The sequence below is a fragment of the Mycobacterium sp. 1245801.1 genome (assembly GCF_001673055.1).
Lineage (GTDB): Bacteria > Actinomycetota > Actinomycetes > Mycobacteriales > Mycobacteriaceae > Mycobacterium > Mycobacterium europaeum_A.
Genome location: NZ_LZKY01000085.1, coordinates 1 through 17,574, shown reverse-complemented (window position 1 = coordinate 17,574; position 17,574 = coordinate 1). Strand labels below are relative to the sequence as shown.

The 17,574-nt window shown below is 68.4% G+C and carries 19 protein-coding genes; 2 read left to right on the top strand and 17 right to left on the bottom strand.

Annotated features, from left to right (window positions below; translation table 11 throughout):
• From A5622_RS05385 to fadD5, 5 genes are all read right to left on the bottom strand, one after another.
• Window positions 1-950, bottom strand: a 950-nt coding sequence (locus tag A5622_RS05385; protein ID WP_066861592.1) for a virulence factor Mce family protein, incomplete at its 3' end; no start/stop codon positions are given.
• Window positions 947-2,254, bottom strand: a complete 1,308-nt coding sequence (locus tag A5622_RS05380; protein WP_066877148.1) for an MCE family protein — start codon at window positions 2,252-2,254, stop codon at window positions 947-949. The genes A5622_RS05385 and A5622_RS05380, both read right to left, overlap by 4 nt.
• 5 nt (window positions 2,255-2,259) lie before the next feature.
• On the bottom strand, window positions 2,260-3,129 hold the full coding sequence (locus A5622_RS05375; RefSeq protein ID WP_066861586.1) for an ABC transporter permease: 870 nt from the start codon (window positions 3,127-3,129) through the stop codon (window positions 2,260-2,262).
• 1 nt (window position 3,130) lies between these two features.
• The gene (locus tag A5622_RS05370; RefSeq protein ID WP_066861583.1) at window positions 3,131-3,946 is read right to left on the bottom strand and encodes an ABC transporter permease; all 816 of its coding nucleotides are present in this window, start codon (window positions 3,944-3,946) and stop codon (window positions 3,131-3,133) included.
• 293 nt (window positions 3,947-4,239) lie between these two features.
• A complete protein-coding gene (gene fadD5 / locus A5622_RS05365; RefSeq protein WP_066877155.1) occupies window positions 4,240-5,835 on the bottom strand; it encodes a fatty-acid--CoA ligase FadD5 in 1,596 nt (531 codons plus the stop codon).
• A 183-nt stretch (window positions 5,836-6,018) separates the two neighbouring features.
• On the opposite strand from fadD5, the gene A5622_RS05360 reads away from it, so the two are divergent.
• Entirely contained in the window at window positions 6,019-6,702 is a 684-nt protein-coding gene (locus A5622_RS05360; RefSeq protein WP_197499482.1) for a GntR family transcriptional regulator, read from the top strand.
• Window positions 6,703-6,789: 87 nt separating this feature from the next.
• Here the strand turns inward: A5622_RS05360 and A5622_RS05355 are convergent, their stop codons facing one another.
• Window positions 6,790-7,230 (bottom strand): SRPBCC family protein, encoded by a 441-nt coding sequence (locus A5622_RS05355; RefSeq protein WP_066877146.1) that lies wholly within the window; start codon window positions 7,228-7,230, stop codon window positions 6,790-6,792.
• 31 nt (window positions 7,231-7,261) lie between these two features.
• Window positions 7,262-7,744: a thioesterase family protein gene (locus A5622_RS05350; protein WP_156752849.1), complete on the bottom strand. Its 483-nt coding sequence runs from the start codon at window positions 7,742-7,744 to the stop codon at window positions 7,262-7,264.
• Window positions 7,745-7,758: 14 nt separating this feature from the next.
• On the opposite strand from A5622_RS05350, the gene A5622_RS05345 reads away from it, so the two are divergent.
• Window positions 7,759-8,871, top strand: coding sequence for an alcohol dehydrogenase catalytic domain-containing protein (locus A5622_RS05345; RefSeq protein ID WP_066877151.1), 1,113 nt, complete (start codon window positions 7,759-7,761; stop codon window positions 8,869-8,871).
• On the opposite strand, the gene A5622_RS05340 is transcribed toward A5622_RS05345, so the two are convergent.
• From A5622_RS05340 to A5622_RS05295, 10 genes are all read right to left on the bottom strand, one after another.
• On the bottom strand, window positions 8,868-9,794 hold the full coding sequence (locus A5622_RS05340) for an alpha/beta hydrolase (protein WP_066877144.1): 927 nt from the start codon (window positions 9,792-9,794) through the stop codon (window positions 8,868-8,870). The genes A5622_RS05345 and A5622_RS05340 overlap by 4 nt on opposite strands.
• Window positions 9,791-11,311 (bottom strand): NAD(P)/FAD-dependent oxidoreductase, encoded by a 1,521-nt coding sequence (locus tag A5622_RS05335; protein ID WP_066877143.1) that lies wholly within the window; start codon window positions 11,309-11,311, stop codon window positions 9,791-9,793. The genes A5622_RS05340 and A5622_RS05335 overlap by 4 nt, the downstream gene beginning before the upstream one ends.
• Window positions 11,293-12,021, bottom strand: coding sequence for an SDR family NAD(P)-dependent oxidoreductase (locus tag A5622_RS05330; protein ID WP_066877141.1), 729 nt, complete (start codon window positions 12,019-12,021; stop codon window positions 11,293-11,295). Before A5622_RS05330 ends, A5622_RS05335 begins: the two co-directional genes overlap by 19 nt.
• Entirely contained in the window at window positions 12,018-12,419 is a 402-nt protein-coding gene (locus tag A5622_RS05325) for a nuclear transport factor 2 family protein (RefSeq protein WP_066877139.1), read from the bottom strand. The genes A5622_RS05330 and A5622_RS05325 overlap by 4 nt, the downstream gene beginning before the upstream one ends.
• Window positions 12,416-13,174, bottom strand: coding sequence for an HpcH/HpaI aldolase/citrate lyase family protein (locus tag A5622_RS05320; protein ID WP_066877137.1), 759 nt, complete (start codon window positions 13,172-13,174; stop codon window positions 12,416-12,418). The genes A5622_RS05325 and A5622_RS05320 overlap by 4 nt, the downstream gene beginning before the upstream one ends.
• 7 nt (window positions 13,175-13,181) lie before the next feature.
• A complete protein-coding gene (locus A5622_RS05315; RefSeq protein ID WP_066877135.1) occupies window positions 13,182-14,150 on the bottom strand; it encodes a zinc-binding dehydrogenase in 969 nt (322 codons plus the stop codon).
• A 1-nt stretch (window position 14,151) separates the two neighbouring features.
• Complete coding sequence (locus A5622_RS05310) at window positions 14,152-15,327, bottom strand: cytochrome P450 (RefSeq protein ID WP_066877150.1); 1,176 nt, start codon at window positions 15,325-15,327, stop codon at window positions 14,152-14,154.
• 62 nt (window positions 15,328-15,389) lie between these two features.
• Window positions 15,390-16,094 (bottom strand): NIPSNAP family protein, encoded by a 705-nt coding sequence (locus A5622_RS05305; protein ID WP_066877133.1) that lies wholly within the window; start codon window positions 16,092-16,094, stop codon window positions 15,390-15,392.
• Window positions 16,095-16,097: 3 nt separating this feature from the next.
• Window positions 16,098-16,661 carry a hypothetical protein gene (locus tag A5622_RS05300; protein ID WP_066861544.1) on the bottom strand — a complete coding sequence of 188 codons (564 nt, stop codon included), beginning with the start codon at window positions 16,659-16,661 and terminating at the stop codon, window positions 16,098-16,100.
• A gap of 159 nt (window positions 16,662-16,820) precedes the next feature.
• The coding region (locus tag A5622_RS05295) for a CoA transferase (protein ID WP_197505081.1) at window positions 16,821-17,574 on the bottom strand (754 nt) is incomplete at its 5' end.

Below are 17,574 nucleotides of genomic sequence, written 5' to 3'. Positions count from 1 at the left end.
ATGTCGCAGGCGTAGAAGTTCACGAAGTCCCCGTATGACCCGATGGCGCGCCCGATCATGTTCAACGCGGTCGGCACCTTCTTCAGGTAGTCCTGCAGTTGATCCTGCTGGTCGATCAGCGGCTGCTGGACGGCGTCCAGGTAGTTGATCGTCTTGTGCAGCAGGCCGCGGTTTTCGGCCAGCAGGTCGGCAACCGTGCCGGCGGCGTTGCTGATGTGCGCGGTCCCCCCGGCCAGTTGGTCGCCGTGGTCCTTGAGACCGGTGATCAACACCTCCAGATTGTTGATGGTCTGGTCGAACTGCTGCCGGTGCCGGACCGTTGTGTCCAGCACCGTGTTGAGGTTCTTGATGACCTCGCCGATGGCCTGGTCACGCTCACCGAGTTGGCTGGTCAGCTGCGCGGTCTGGTCGAGGATGTCGTTGATGGTGCCACCCTGCCCCTGGAACACGGTGACCAGCGCGGTCGCGATGCTGTTGACCTTCTGTGGGTCGAGCGCCCGGAACAACGGCTTGAAGCCACCGATCAGGGCGTCGAGGTCGAGCGCCGGCTGGGTGCGGGCGAGCGGGATGAACCCGCCGGGCGCCAGCACCTTGTCGGCGCCGTCGCCCTGGCCGCGCTTGAGTTCGAGGTAGCGGTTGCCGATCAGGTCCAGGTAGCGGATCTGGGCGGTCGTCGACTGGTACAGCGGGATCGAGCGGTCGACGTTGAATTTCACCCGCGCCCGCTTGCCGCCGTCGACCAGTTCCACCGTGTCGACCTTGCCGACCTCGACCCCGGAGGCGCGGACGAACTGACCCGCGCGCAGGCCGCTGACGTTGGTGAACTCCGCCGTGTATCCGCTGGTGCGGTCGAAGCGCATCTGACCGAACACCACGATGATCATCACGGTGAAGATCAGCAGCACCACCGAGAAGATGCTGAGCTTGACAAGGGTTCCGGTGATTTTCATGGGTTGATCGTGTTATCCCCTACCTGGCGTCCCCAGACGTACTCGATCGCATACGGCGATCCGGTGTCCAGGTGGTTGTACGGCGCAAGGCTGTTGCCGGAGTCCATCACCAGTTCCGGTGCGGGCCACAGGTCATGGGTGAGCGGTTGCCAGCACCCCGGGGCACCGCCGGGGCCGCCGCGCGCGTTCACCCGCGGCAGGTTCTCCGGCCACACGTAGGGGTTCGGCGCGCCACCGACCAGGCCGGCGACGCCGCCGAGCCCCATCGTGAGCGCGGCGACCGCGACCAGCGACAGCGGGTTGGCGACCAACCCCAACCCGGACAGCGCCTGGGTGTGGCTGTTGAGCGAGTAGCCGTTGCCGCCCAGGAACGAGGCGGCCTTGGGCTCGATGTCGTGGTAGTTGCGCACGGTGCAGAACAGCTCGGGACTGTAGGTGTCCAGCAGCTGCGCCGTGGGCACCAGGTCTTCGGCGCCGCGCGCCAGGTAAGGACCGCCCTTGTTGAACAGCTCGGCACCGGTGTTACCGAAGCCGACCGCCGACAACAACGCCTGATCCAGATCCTTTTGCTGGGCGTTGATGGTGCGCGAGGTGATCACCGCGTTGTTCAAGAAGTCGAACAGGTCCGGCGCCGCGTTCGCGTAGGTGTCGCCCAGCGCCGCCAAACCTTGAATGTCCTTGCGCGCCTGGGGCAACCGCGGATTCACATCATCGAGCAAGATGTTGGCGTTGACCACCGACTGGCCGAACTTCTCGCCCAGCCCCGACAGCGACTGCGCCGCGGCGCTCAGCGTCAGGTTCAGCTTGATCGGATCCACCTTCTCCGCGATCGAGGTGATGGTCTGGAACAGCGTGTTGATCTCGGTGGTCACCGAGCGCGCGTCGATCACCGTGCGCGACGAAATCTTCTGCGGCGACGGATTCGCCGGCGTCGTCAGCGAGACGTACTTGCCACCGAACACCGTCGTCGCCTTGATGTCGGCGTTGACGTTCGACGGGATCAGCTTCAGGTAGCGCGGATACACCTCGAGGGTGAACTTGGCGGCCGGCTTGCCGTCGCGCACCGTCTCCGAGATCGAGCCCACCCGGCCGATCTCCACCCCGTTGTAGGTGACCTTCGAACCCGGGTCCATCACCAGTCCGGCGCGCGCGGCCAGCATGGTCAGTTGCGTTTTGGGGGTGAAGCTGCCCCGGAACTGCCCGTAGATCAGGGCCAGCGCCAGCGCGGCGACGACCAGCAGCGCCACGCCGGCCAGCTTGTAGGGCGGGGTGCGGGGGGCGTTGGTCTGGATCGGGCTGGCCATGGCGGTTACACCGTGAGCGCGAAGTTGGGGTTGACGCCATAGAGCGCCAACGCGGCGGCCAACACGACAACCTGCACCGACACCAGCGAGAAGCGCATCGATCGACCGACGGCCTCACCCACGCCGACGGGACCGCCGCCGGCCTCATAGCCGTAGAAGCAGTGGGTGATCATCACGACCGCGGTGATGATGATGGCCTCCAGGAACGACCAGAACACGTCCTCGGGGCGCAGGAACGTCCGGAAGTAGTGCTCGTAGGTGCCGTTCGACTGCCCGTAGATCACCGTCGTGGTGATCTGCGGGGACAGGAAAGTCATGATGATCGCCATGGAGTAGATGGGGATGATCACCACCAGCCCGGCCATGATGCGGGTGGAGGCCAAGAACGAGATCGACTTGATGCCCATCACTTCCAGGGCGTCGACCTCCTCGCTGATGCGCATGGCACCCAGCTCCGCCGTGGCGCCGGCGCCGACCGTGGCGGCCATGGCGATGCCGGTGACGACGGGTGCGGCGATGCGCACGTTGATCAGCGCGGCGAAGAAGCCGGTGAACGCCTCGACGCCGATGTTGCCCAGTGAGGCGAAGCCCTGGATGGCGACCAGCGAGCTACCGGACAGCGTCACGAAGCCGACGATGGCGACGGTGCCACCGATGACCGCCATGGCGCCGGTGCCCATGCCGATCTGGGCGATGAGTCGCAGGGTCTCCTTGCGGTAGTTGCGCACCGCGTGCGGGATGTGCCCGACGGCGATGGCGCCGAACCACGCCATCTGACCGATGTCGTCGAGACCGCGAGCGGCGGCGAGGCCGTAGCGGTTGAGGTTCTCTGCCGCCCGCGGGAAGCGGGCGCGGAAGACGGCGGAAGTCGACACGTCAGTGCCCCGTCCCGAACCGGACACCGATGGTGGTCAGCACGACGTTGACGGCGTAGAGCGCGACGACACAGAGCACGACGGTCTCGTTCACGGCGGTGCCCAGGCCCTTGGAGCCGCCGCGCACGGTCAGGCCACGGTAGCAACCGACCAGCCCGGCGATCAGCCCGAAGACTGCGGCTTTGACCGTCGCGATGACGACCTCGGGCAAGCCGGTGATGGTGGTCAGCGTGGCCAGGTAGGCGCCACCCGACACGTTCTGCAGGTAGACGCCGAACAGGTAGCCGCCGACCAGGCCGACGGTGATCACCAGGCCGTTGAGCAGGGTCGCGACCAAGGTGGCGGCCACCACCCGGGGGACCACCAGCCGGTGGATCGGGTCGATGCCGAGCACCTCCATCGCGTCGATCTCTTCGCGGATGGTGCGGGCGCCCAGGTCCGCGCAGATCGCGGTCGAGCCGGCGCCGGCAACCACTAGGACCGTGGTCAGCGGGCCGAGCTGGGTGACGGCGCCGATCGCCGCGCCGGCGCCCGAGAGGTCAGCGGCCCCGAACTGGGCGAGCAGGACGTTGAGGGTGAAGATCAGCAGCACGGTCAGCGGGATCGACACCATGATGGTCGGCAGGAACGCCACCCGCATGATGAACCAGCACTGCTGGATGAATTCGCGGTACTGGAAGGGCCAGCGGAACAGCGCCCTCCCGGTGAGCACGCACATCCGGAAGAATCCCCCGACGAGCGTCAAAGGCGTCTCCAGTTGGTCGCGAACGTAGCCAACCAGGTAGGGACCCCGCCGACTTGTCGACGTTGAACTCACCGTTGCCCCCTCGCGACGTCACCGCGCGCCTCCCAGCGCCGCGGCGGATCGTGTAGCACGCCTCTCCCCCTCGCCGCGAGGCGGCTGGGTGTGCCCCCGCCTCGCCCCGACTCAACGTGTGTGACCATCGGCTCCCTACTGGCAAGTAGTAACGGAGACCACAGGAATGTACCCGATGGCCAATCAGGTGTGAACCGCATCCGCACAATTAACCCTTCGCCAACAGCTGGCAAACGTTACAGCTCCCGTCAACTTCCCTTTCTGCCCCTAAAACCTCTTGCCGTAGAATGGATTTAGTCGATTTCTCCGACGCCGTAGCGAACCCGCAGTTCAGTCTTGAGCACCTTGCCGGCCGGGTTGCGCGGCAACGCATCGACGATCTCGAGCGCCTTGGGGTGCTTGTACCGCGCCAGCCGCTCGGTCAAAAACTCGTCCAGCTCTTCGAGCGCTAACTTGTCGCCCGCGACAGCGGCGACCGCGATCGGCACCTCGCCCCACTTCTCGTGCGCCCGGCCGATAACGGCCACCTCGACGATGCTGGGGTGGCTGGCGAGGACGTTTTCCACCTCGGCGCAGTAGATGTTCTCGCCACCGGAGATGATCATGTCCTTCTTGCGGTCGACCACCCACACGTAGCCGTCTTCGTCCATGCGCACGAGGTCGCCGGAGTGGAACCAGCCGCCCGCGAACGCTTCCGCCGTGGCCTGCGGGTTGTTCCAGTAGCCGCTCATCAAAGTTGGTGCGCGGTAGACGATTTCGCCAACCTCGCCGATCGGAACGTCGTTCATGTTTTCGTCGACGACGCGGGCGGCCACGGTGGGGATCACCTTGCCAACCGAGCCGCGTTTGCGAATGGCGTCCTCGCCCAGCAGCATGCACGTCACCGGCGACATCTCCGTCTGGCCGAACGCGGCCAGTATCTGGGCGCCGGGGAACCTCGCCGACATCTCCCGCAGCAGCGCGTCGGGGGCCGGCGCGGCGCCCCAGGAGATCACCCGCAACTTCAGGTCGCGCGGGCGAGCGTGTTGTTCGGCGCAGACCGCCTGCCACTGCGCGGGGACCAGGAAAATCCCGGTGACCTTCTCCGCGGCGAGCACGTCGAGTAGTTGTCCGGGCTCGAACGCGCCCAGCGGGTAGATCACCGTCGGGATGCCGAGCAGCACGCCGGTCAGCAGGTTGCCGATGCCCGCGATGTGAAAGAACGGCACCCCGATGAATCCGACGTCGTTGTTGATGTCGGCGCCGTTGGTGTACAGCCCGGTCATGGTCTGGCCGGTCAGATTCGTGTGGGTCAGTACGGCGCCCTTCGGCCGCCCGGTGGTGCCCGAGGTGTACATGATCAACGCCGGCGAGTCATTGGGGATGTCGACGGGTTGGTGCTCCTCGCCGGGCTCATCGATCAGGTCTTCGTAGCCGAGGACGTTGTCGTCGGCCGGGCCGCCCGCAACTACGACGGTGGCCAGCATTGACTCGATGTCGCGGACCCCGATGGCCACCGGGGCCAGCACCGGTTCGGTGATGATCACCCGCGCCTCGCAGTCCTGGACCAGGAACGCGATCTCGGCTGGCGTGAGTCGGAAGTTCAGCGGAACCGCGATGGCGCCGAGCATGTTGACGGCCAGCACCGATTCGACGAACTCGGTGCGATTGAGCATCAGGATCATCACCCGGTCACCGAAGCCGACACCCCGGCGGCTCAGCGCATCGGCCAGCGCCGCCACCCGGCGGCGCAGGTCACCCCACGACAGGCTGTTGCCCAGGAACCGCAGCGCGGTCGCTTTCGGCTGCATCAGCGCGTGCCGTTCCAGTTGGTTCACCCAGTTCTGTCGCCGGGCCAGGTACGGCTGCTCGTTCGCCTGTGTCGGATGGCTCGCCAATTGCGCGGTCAAACTCAACACTTCCCTTCACTCGCGCACCGCTTGCGCCAGGTTGATATTTGATAAAACTTAGTGTTGTGTGGGTCACACTATGGCGTTGACGATCCACTGACAAGTCCCCGTTAACACCCGTCAAAACTTAAACCCCGTCCCGCCAAGCCCACGAAAGCCCTGGCAGCCCCCGTGAACGCACCGATGTCAATGCAGCCGAGGAGTCGGCGGCCGCTGCGACGGGCGCAGTTGTCCGACGAGGTGGCCGGGCGTCTGCGGGCGGCGATCATGTCCGGCTCGCTGCGGCCGGGGACGTTCATCCGGCTCGACGAGACCGCGGCCCAGCTCGGGGTCAGCGTCACCCCGGTGCGTGAAGCCCTGCTCAAGCTGCGCGGCGAGGGCATGGTGCAGCTCGAACCGCACCGCGGCCACGTCGTGCTGCCGCTGACCCGCCAGGACATCGAGGACATCTTCTGGCTGCAGGCATCGATCGCCCGCGAGCTGGCGGCGGCGGCCACCGACCACATCACCGACGCCGAGATCGACGAGCTGGACCGGATCAACGACTCGCTGGCCACGGCCGTCGGGTCCGGCGACGCCGAAACCATCGCCGGCATCGAGTTCGCGTTTCACCGCGTCTTCAACCAGGCGAGCGGCCGGATCAAGCTGGCCTGGTTCCTGCTCAACGCCGCGCGCTACATGCCGGTGCTGGTCTATGCGGCCGACCCGCAGTGGGGCGAGGCCGCGGTGGACAACCACCGCAAGCTGATCGCCGCGCTGCGCCGGCGCGACACCGCCGCGGTGATCGAGCACACCGTGTGGCAATTCACCGATGCGGCGACCCGGCTGACCGAGATGCGCGACCGCACCGGGCTTAGCGCTTCCTGACGGTCGCGAGCGTAAGCACACTGCGAATTCGGGGGCGCCTTTGCGCAGTGGGCTTACGTTCGCGGCGAGAACGGGCTGTCGCGGCTGTTAGCTCGCGGCCAGCTGCTCGGCGCGCTGCTTGAGGCTTTCGGCCAGGTGGTCCAGCACGGTGTTGAGGAGTTGCTTCACCATGGGCGCCGGGACCGGCATCGAGGTCTCGACGTCCAGGTCCACGGTCAGCAGGCTCGAAGCCCCCATCGACACCACCGAGAACAACTGTTCCTGCTTGGTGAACAGGTCGCCCTGCTGCAGGACGGTCTGGATCTGGTTTTCGCCCGGGTAGTACACGGCCTGGATGAACATGCTCTGCATGCCTTGGTAATCGGTGTCGAGCCGCAGCTGGCTGGGGCGCCCGTCGTCGTAACGCGCCAGCACCCAGAGGCCCTTGATCTCCTCGTTCCACTGCGGGTAGGCCTCGAAGTCGCCGACGATCTTCATGATCAACGCGGCGTCGGCGTCCACTTCGACGGTCTTGCTCATCACGGGCATGCGCGAAGCATATCGGGGGCGTACCGGGCCCCTATTGGTCTACGGTGGCCGTCGCCAGCAGCGCGCGGACGGCGTCGGGAATGGGGACGGATTTGCGGGTTTCCCGGTCGACGTAGACGTGCACCCAGTGCCCCAGCGCGGTGATCGGACGCGCCTGATCCTGCGCCGGCCCGTTCTCGGCGCGGAACACGCCCAGCCGGTAGGTGACGCTGCTGCGACCCAGCCGGGTGACGGCCAGGCCCACCACGAGGTGCTGCGGGAATTGCAGTTCGGAGAAGTAGCGGCAGCCCGATTCGGCGACGATGCCCAGCGCGGGCGTGGTGAGCGGGTCCAGCCCGGTGCTGGTGTTGATCCAGGCGTTGATCGCGGTGTCGAAGAGTTGGTAGTACACGGCGTTGTTGAGGTGGCCGAACATGTCGTTGTCGGCCCACCGGGTTCCGACCGGCCACAGCACCGGAAAGTCGTTGCTGGTCAGCCCGTCCGGTGCGGGCGGAACTACGGAAGCCGACGCCATGGTTGTATTCCAGCATGCCTGGAATACGGGGCGCGGTCCTGGAGCACATCGGGTCACCCCGGCCCTACGCACAGTCGCGCCCGATCGCCGTCACCGACCTCGACCTCGCACCCCCGGGCCGCGACGAAGTCCTGGTCCGCATCGAGGCCGCCGGCATCTGCCACTCCGACCTGTCGGTGGTCGACGGCAACCGGGTGCGGCCGGTGCCGATGCTGCTGGGCCACGAGGCCGCCGGGATCGTCGAGCGGGTCGGCGAGGGCGTCAACGATCTGGTGGTGGGCCAGCGGGTGGTGCTGGTCTTCCTGCCTCGGTGCGGTCATTGCGCAGCGTGCGCGACCCAGGGCCTGACGCCATGCGAACCGGGCAGCGCAGCCAATGGCGCCGGCACCTTGCTCGGCGGCGACATTCGGCTCAGCCGGGCCGGGCACCCGGTGTATCACCACCTCGGGGTCTCGGCTTTCGCGACGCATGCGGTGGTCAATCGGGCCAGCGCGGTCCCGGTGCCGTCCGACGTGCCGCCCGATGTCGCGGCGCTGCTGGGCTGCGCAGTGCTCACCGGCGGTGGCGCGGTGCTGAACGTGGGGCGTCCGCGGCCGGGCCAGGCGGTCGCCGTCGTCGGGCTCGGCGGGGTCGGGATGGCGGCGCTGCTCACCGCGCTGACCTACGACGACGTACGGGTGGTCGCCGTCGACCAGTTGCCGGAGAAGCTGGCCGCCGCCCGCCGCCTGGGCGCCCACGACACCTACACACCGCAGCAGGCCGCCGAGGCCGGGGTGAAGGCGGCGGTGGTCGTCGAGGCCGTCGGCCATCCCGCCGCGCTGGAGACCGCGATCGGGTTGACCGCACCCGGCGGGCGCACCATCACCGTGGGGCTGCCGCCGCCGTCGGCGCGAATCAGCGTGTCGCCGTTGGGTTTTGTCGCCGAGGGCCGGTCGTTGATCGGCAGTTACCTCGGCTCGGCGGTGCCCAGCCGGGACATCCCCCGGTTTGTCGAGCTGTGGCAGGCGGGCCGGCTGCCGGTGGAATCGCTGGTGTCCTCGACCATTGCGCTCGAGGACATCAACGCGGCAATGGACAATCTGGCCGACGGCACGGCCGTGCGGCAGCTGATCCGATTCGACGGTTAGTCGCCGTGTAACGCGCTGGACAGGGCATCGCCCTGCAGCGCGAACAACCGTTGCGAGCCCGGCCACTCGGGCAGCAGCGAATCGAAGCCGTGGCAGGTGCGGGCGAAGACGTGCAGCTCGGTCGACACTCCCGCGCGCAGCAACCGCAGCGCGTAGTCGATCGCCTCGTCGCGGAACGGGTCGATTTCGGCGCAGGTGATCAAAGCCGGTGGCAGCCCGGCGAATTGGCCTCGGCGCGCGGGCACTGCGGGTGCCGATGCGGCCGCCGGTCCCAGGTAGTAGCCCCACATCAGCTCGGCGGCCTCGCCGTCGAATGCCGGGCTGGCGCGAAATTCCGCCTTCGATCCGGTGGCCCGGTCGTCGAGCACCGGTTGGTGCAGCAACTGGAAGGCCACCGGCGGCAGTGACCCGTCGGTGGCGCGCTGCGCCAGGCATGCGGCCAGGGTGGCGCCGGCGCTGCTGCCGGCGACCGCCAACCGCGCCGGATCGACGCCGAGTGTGTCCGCGTTCGCGGCGACCCACTGCACCACCGTGTCGGCGTCCTCCAGCGCGGCGGGATAGGGGTGTTCGGGCGCCAGCCGGTAGTCCACCGAAACCACCGTGCACCGGCCGCGGCGCGAAAGCTCGACGCACTGGCGATGATCGGTGTCCAGGTTGCCCAGCGCGAAGCCGCCGGCGTGGCAGTACACCACCACCGGTGCCCGGTCGGCGGGCCCACCGCGGTAGATGCGCACCGGCACGCCGGCCGCGCTGTCCTCCCCGACCCGGATCCCGGGTGCGTCGGTCTGTTCGGCGGCCAGGCGGCGGCGCTCGTTGAACGGTGTGCGAATGAGTTCGATTGCGGCCCGGGAGAAGTCGGTCCGGGTCGTCGCGACGTCACGCAGCGCGGGATCGAGGCGGTCGGCGCCGTCCAGCCGTGTCATCGGCTGCCCCGCTCGGGCATGGTGAACACCTGGGGTTCGGACGTAGCGGGCGCGGTGAAGCGGAAGTCGCCCGGCCTGAACCTGCGCGTCATGCTCCAGAAGGCCCGGGCGCTGCGCGGCCATTGGGTGACCACCCGCCCGTTGGGGGCGCGGAAGTAGTTGCTGCACTGGGTGGTCCAGACGGTGCCCACCATCCATCGATCGATCTTGGCGACGAAGTCGGCCAGCGCGGCGGGTCGCACCGCGATGTAACGCCTACCCCTGCGCCGCAAATACTTCAGCGCCCGCACGATGTAGCGCGCCTGCGCCTCGAGGATAAAGATGACGCTGTTGGAGCCGACGTTGGTGTTCGGCCCGTACAGCATGAAGAAGTTGGGGAATCCCGGAACGGCCATGCCGAGGTACGCGCGCGCCCCGTCGCGCCACACGTCTCGCAGGGTGATTCCGTGTTCGCCGGACACGTCCAGCTCGGCGAGGTAGTCCGCCGCGGCGTACCCGGTGGCACAGACCACCACGTCGACCTCGCGTTCGGTGCCGTCTTCGGTGACCAGGGAGCGCCTGCGCAGGTAGCGCGCCGGGCTGGTCACCACCTCGACGTTGGGCCGGGTCAGCGCGGGCAGGTAATCCGAGGAGAACACCAGCCGCTTGCAGCCCATCGGGTGTTCGGGCGTGAGCTTGCGGCGCAGGTCCTCGTCGTCGACGGTCTTCTCCAACAAACCCAGCGCGACGGCCTTGAACTGTTCGGTCTTTTCGCTGCCGTGCTCGATCACCGCGATGTTGGATTCGCTGCGCAGCCACAGCCGGGTCCGGTAGAGCCTTTTGGCGAACGGCAGGTGGGCGAACATCCAGCGCTCCCGCGGCGTGTAGTGCCGGTCGGGCTTCGGCAAGATCCAGGTCGGCGACCGCTGCACGGAGTACACCGTGTCGGCCACCTTGGCCAGCTCGGGGATCAGCTGGGAAGCCGTCGACCCGGTGCCCAGCACCGCGATCCGCTTGCCCTGCAACGAGATCGAGTGATCCCAGCGGGCCGAGTGCATCACGGTCCCGGCGAAGGGCTCTTGTTCGACGAGTTCGGGCAGCAGCGGCCGGGTGAACAGGCCGACCGCCGACACGACCACGTCGAAGCGGTGCTGGTCACCCAACGCGGTGGTCAGGCACCACTGTTGGGAGTCCGAATGCCATTGCGCCGCCTTGATTTCGGTGCGCAGGCGCAGGTGCGGCCGCAATCCGTACTTGTCGGCGCAGCGCTGGAAGTAGTCGAGAATCTCGGGCTGCCCCGACCACAGCCTCGACCAGTCGGCGTTCAGGTCGAACGAGTAGGAGTAGAGGTGCGATTTGACGTCGCAGGCCAGTCCCGGATAGGTGTTGATCCGCCAGGTGCCCCCGACGCCGTCCTCACGGTCGAAGATGGTGAAGTCGTCAAAACCTGCCCGTGACAGCATGATTCCCAGCGCCAGGCCACCGGGCCCGGCGCCGATGATGCCGATCGAGATGTCGCTCATCGGATCTGCAGGCATTGGCCACCGTCGATGACGAGTTCGGAACCGGTGATGAACGATGCCTCATCGGACACCAAGAAGGCGACGGCGTCGGCGACCTCACCGGCCTCGCCGATCCGGCCGACCATCGACGCCGCGGCCAGCCGCGTCTGGGTGGCCTGGTCGAGCATCGTCGTGGCGATGGGCCCGGGGAAGACGGCGTTGACCCGGATGCCGGCGGGCGCGAGTTCGGCCGCGACGGTCTGGGTCAGCCCGCGCAGGGCCCACTTCGACGACCCGTACGCGGCGTGCTGCGGGAAGGGCCGGATGGCGCCGGTGCTGCAGATGTTGACGACCGACGCGTTCGGCGCCTCGCGCAGGTGTTGCAGCGCCGCGCGTATTCCGAGGAATGGGCCCAGACAGTTGACGCGCCAGGCGTTTTCGAAGCCTTCGGCCGTCTCCTCGCTCAGCGGTGCCCGGTGCAGCACGCCGGCGCAGTTGACCAGCGTGCTCAGCGATCCGAACCGGCCGACGGCCTCCGCCACGGCGGAGTCCCACTGCTCGGGCGAGGTGACGTCGAGCTCGACGGCGAGCACGCCGTCGTCGCCTGCGTCGCCGACCGTGGCGCGCAGTTCGTCGGCCCGGCGGTCGCAGGCGGTCACAGCGAAGCCCTTGTCGCGCAGGCGTTTCGCGATGGCCCAGCCCTGCCCGCCGGCGGCGCCGGTCACCAGTGCGACGCGTCGGTTCATGCTGGACTCACCTCGGGGTTGTTGGCCAGCCCGGCGCTCGTGACGAAGCGGCAGCGGCGCCGCGCGAAGCGCCACCGCCCGTCGATGCGGGTCAGCTCGTCGTCGTAGAGGGCGGGCCGCAGTTGCAGGTCACCGGCGCGGACGAACAGCACCTGTGATCGGGCGGCGGCGCGCTGCCCGTCGACCTCGATGCGCGCGCTTCCGGTCAGGTGCAGGCCGCGGGCCGCGTCGCGGAACATGCCCGCGATCGCGTCGCGCCCGGCAAAGGTCTTGCCGTAGACCAGAAATTCGCCGTCGGGCGCGAACAGCTGCACGCATTCCTCGACGTCGCCGGCGTCAAGGGCTAGGGCGTAGCCGGCGAGCAGCTCCCGGATTTCCTCGTGGTCGTCGTGGGTCATTGCGTCGCCTCGCGCAAATGTTCGGCGGCGCCGCGCCGCAGCGCTTGCGACTCGGCGGCCAGGGTGATCATGCCGAATCCCAGCTGCGCCATGGCGTGGCCCGTCTTGCCGTCCCCGGCGTGGATGCCGGTGACCAGGCCCGCGTCGGACGCCGCCCGGTGGACGCGCACGATCGCGTCCAGCACCTGCGGCTGCCCGGTGGCGCCGACGACCCCGGCGCCCAGTGAGATGGCCAGATCGGCCGGGCCGACGTAGATTCCGGTGAGGCCGTCGACGGCGCAGATCTCGTGGATGCCGGATAGCGCCGCCGCGGTCTCGATCATCGCGAACACGCCGACGCGCGACTCGTGGGCGGCGGGATCGTGCCCCAGGCTGGCGCGCAGCGGGCCGAAGCTGCGCACCCCCCGCGGCGGGTACCGGGTCGCGGCCACCGCCGCGGCGGCCTGGTCCGCCGACTCGATCATCGCGATGACGACGGCGTCCGCGCCGGCGTCCAGCACCCGTCCGATCGGTGCGGCGTCGGCGTTGGGCAGGCGCACCACGGTGCCGACGGGCAGGTGCTCGGTGCGGCGCAGGAGTTCGGCGATGGCGGCGTCGTCGAGATAGCCGTGTTGGGCATCGAAGCCGACGTAATCGTAACCGGCGCGGGCGAATTCCTCGGGCCCCTGCGCCGTGGGGCCGGTGACCCAGCCGCCGAATATCGGGGTCTTGCGGCCCAGCGCCAGCTGCAGATTGCTCGGCGAAATGTCCGTCATGGTCGGCTCATCCGGCGATCGCGATCTTGATGCGTTCGGGGTCCGGCCGACAGGCCAGCTCGAAGGCGTCCTGCACCCCGTCGATGCCGAACGTGTGGGTCAGGTAGGCGCCCAGCAGCCACGGGTGCTCGGCGGCGAACTTGCCCGCCAGCTCCAGCATTCGCCGGCGGTCCAGCGTCACACCGGATTTCAGGGTGAGGTTGTTGCGCAGCATCGCCCGCATGTTGATCGGGTACATCTCGTCGTCGGCGACGCCGAAGTAGAACACGGTGCCGCCGGGGGCGGCGGCGTCGATCGCATGGGTCAGGGTGGCGACCTGGTGGCCGACGGCCTCGATGACGACGTCGGCGCGGTCGGATGGATCGAGCTGACTCACCCAGCGGTCACTGGTGGCGCGCACCGCGTCGTCGGCCCCGAAAGCCCTTGCCACATCGCGGCGGTCGATCGGGTCGACGCCGGTGACCCGCCGCGCACCCGCCGCCTTGGCGACATAGGAGAACAACAGCCCGATCGATCCCTGCCCGATGATCGCGACGTGCCGACCGGCGAGGTCGCCGAGTTGCTCGCAGGCGTACAGGACGCAGGCCAGGGGTTGCAGCCCCACCGCCTGGGCGGGAGTCAGCGCCGGATCGTAGGGCGCCAGTCCTTCGCCGTTGCTGACGATGCGTTCCATCATGCCGTCGAACCCGGACGCCCAGCCGACCACGTGATCGCCGGGACGGTGTGCGGGATGCCGGCTGGCGATCACCTCGCCGGCGACCTCGTGGATGGGAAAGCCGTCCTTCTCGGGGCCGCTGCGGCCGTCGTCACCCGGGATGCGGCCCCTGGCGCCGCGAAAGGCGGGCAGGTCGCTGCCGCACACGCCCGCGGCCGAAAACCGCAGCAGCACCTGTCCGTCGGCCAGGACCTCGGGCGTCGTGTCATCAATCGTGTTGCGCTCGAACTGATACGGGGCGATGATCCGGTAGGACCACACGTCAGACCTCCACCGGGATGTTGTTCCAGCCCCATTGGAAGCTGGACGGCAGCCGGGTGGCGGCTTGGCTGTTGATCGCGTAGTCGGGGACCCGGCGCAGCCATTCCTGTAGCAGCACAGCCACTTCCAGCCGCGCCAGGTGGTATCCGATGCAGAAGTGCTGGCCGCGGCCGAACGCCAGCGAGCGGCGGATGGGCCGGTCCCAGATGAACTCGTCGGGCTCGGGGTATTCACGCTCGTCGCGGTTCGCGGATGCGAGCAGGGTGATGACGCGCTGGCCCGGGCTGAGGGTCTCGCCGTGAATCTCGAAGGGCTTGCGCACCGTTCGCGCGAACCACTGCGCCGGCGCGCAGAATCGGATCATCTCGTCGCGCGCGATGTGCACGTTGTTCTCCAGGTCGGCGCGCACTGCGGCCAGCTGGTCGGGCCGGCGGCTGAGCTCCCAGAGGCCGTGGGCGACGATTTTGGGCACCGTCTCGGTTCCCCCGATGAAGATGCACAGCATCTGGGTCGCGACTTCCATGTCGTCGAGCGCGCTGCCGTCGGGCAGGTGATAGCCGAGCAGGCCGTCGACGACGTCGAGCGGTCCGCCGGAAGAATCGGCGCGGCGGCGCTGGACCGCGGGCAGCAGGTATTCGAAGTAGTTGGGCCGAGCCTGCCCGGTGTCCACGCCTTCGCCGGGCTGGGCGAGGCTGCCGGCGTTGACGGTGGCGAGGACATGCGGCGCGAGATCGGTGGGGATGCCGCACAATTCGCAGACGATGGCGGCCACCACGATGCCGCCGTAGTCCTGGGTCAGGTCGAACGACCCGTCCGGCAGCAGGGCGTCGAGGCGTTCGTTGGCCAGCGCGCGGATGCGGCCCTCGAGGTCGGTGACCGCCCGCGGCCGAAACGGCCGGGAGTGGGTCCGCCGGATCTCGCCGTACAGGTCGGCGTCGAACATGGCATGGAACGGCAACGGGTGCAGCGGCGGGTCGGCGACCGGGCCGCTGTTGTGTTGCGCCAGAACCGATGCCGGCGGCAACGTCCCTTCCGAGGCGACGAAGGTGCCGTTATTGACTTCCAACACTGTCCAGATGTCCTCGAAACGCGACAGGGCGAAGGTGTCCCACTGCGGCATGTAGTACACCGGGTGGTGATCGCGCAGGATCCGGTAGTACGGCAACGGGTTCGCCATCACCGCCGCATCGAAGGGATCGTAGCTGAAGTCCTTGACGATCAAAGGTTTCCGTATCTCCGTCACTGCAGCGGCGAGGGCGGTAGGGCCTGCAGAATGGAATCCTCCCAGCCGTCGCGCAACGCGGGGGCCACGCTCATCCAGGTGACGATCTCGGCGGGCGGGCTCTCTTTCCAGGAGGGGTAGTGCTCGGCGAAGCAGTCCCAGCCGCCGTCCAGCGCCCAGTAGTGGATGACCTCGTTGTAGCGGAAGGTCGTGGTGAACGAACCGAGCCAGCGCTTACCGGTGCGTTCCGACCAGGGAACGTAGAGCCGCTCCAGTTCGCGGATGTAGTCGTCCTGGCGGCCCGGTTTGGTCTGCATGATCTCTTGAATCACCAGTGGCGCAGTGAAATTGGCCTCGCGCAGTTGGGTCAGCGTCTTGTTGCTGGGGCCGGGGTACATGATGCGACCCTCCCCCGAGGCGCCGATGTCGGCCAGGAATGCCGCCCATTTTCCGGATGCGGCCTCGTGGCTGCCGCCGCGGGCCTGCGCGGCGCCGATCCTGGCGTAATCGGCGAACCCGTCGATCTCCCAGATGATCGTCGCCTGCGGCCAGTGGCCGTTGTACGGCGTGGATTCCCAGATCGCGAAGAGCCGGGCGCCGAGTTGTTCCATCATCGGTTGATAGGTGTCGGCGAAGATCTCGGTGAACTCCTCACTTCGCCCGGATCCCAGCGAGATCGTCTCGTGCAGGTAGAGCAGCGTGTGTCGGAAGTACTTCTTCATGGCCTAGTCGAGCCGGATCAGCTCTGAGTCGGACCCCGAACCCACGTCGCACAGCAGCGCCTCGGTGGCGCCGACCGTCGTGACCGGAATGCCCGCCGCCGCAAGCGCATAGCCCTTGAACATGCGGGCCGCGCCGCTGAGCAGATGCTGCGCCCGGGTGGTCGCGCGGGCCACGCCCAGCGGCCACCCGTCGCCCCACAGCGCGACCTCGGTCAGCCGGTTGTCCAGCGCCTCGAGGACCACGGCCCGCACCCGGGCGTCGGCGGTGAACGCCTCGGCGCTGACGGCCAGGCTCGTCGAGCCCTCCCCCAGCCCGGCGAGCTCCGGCTCGAGGTCCACTGCCCGCACCCCCAGGATCCGCAGCGACCGGGTGTCGCAACCACGCGGGAGCAGCACGGTCACCTCCCAACCGGCCATCGCCCGGTCGTAGAGCCAGCCGCCCGCCGATTGCACGACATCGACGGCGCTGGCCGCCACCACGTCGAGTCGGTAACGCAGACCCTCGCCGTTGGCGCGGGTTGTTTCCGCGGCGCTGCTCTTGCTGATGTCGAACGTCGGAGCGACCATCGATCCATTCCTCACCACCACCCGCCGCGGTCCGCTGGCGGGTCTCACGCGCTTGTCATGGGCTTTCCCAGGGGCTGGAGCCGCACCCCGCACGGGGCGACGCGGCTCACCGGACAGCGTGACACTTCCGGCGAAATTTGTAAAGCTCCGGGCGGGCCGTCAGGAACCGCGGCGCGCCTCGAGGTCGGCCAGGACTTCCTCGGTGTGCTGCCCGAGTTCCGGTGCCGCAGAACGCGGTGCCCAGGGCGTCCCGTGGAAGTCCGCCGGCGTGGCGACCATCGGCACGGCGGCGTGTTCGTCGGCGGCGTCGGGCACATAAACGATTCCGCCCGCGGCGTGGAACTGCTCGTCGGCGACGACGTCCTCCAGGGTGTTGATCGGCGACCAGAAGAAATCCGGTTCGCCGGCGAAGATTTGCGCCCACTCGTCGAGGGGCCGCGTCGCGAAGATGTCATCCAGCGCGGCGATCAGCGCGGCCGAGTTCGCGGCGCGGGCCCGGGCATCGGCGAAGCGCGGGTCGTCGCGCCACTCGGGCCGGCCCACCGCGCGGCACAGCGCCGGCCAGTGCCGCTCGGGCTCCAGGCCGACGATCCAGAACCGCCGCCCGTCGGAGGCGGCGTAGTTGTTCATGCACGGGTTGCCCATCGTTTCGCGCTGGCCGATCGCGATCGGCTGGCCGCTCATCAGATAGGTGTTGAGGTCGAAGCTGACGGTGTAGGCGCCCTGCCGGTACAGCGAGGTCGTGACCAGTTGGCCCGTCCCGGTGCGTTCGCGCGCGAGCAGCGCCGCGCACACGGCCGCGGCCATCGTCATCCCGGCGGAGTGGTCGCCCATGCCGCCGCGCTGGAACGGGGGCGTGTCGCCGGGGCGGGTGAGCAGGTGCGCCACCCCGGCCCGCGACCAGAAGGCGGCC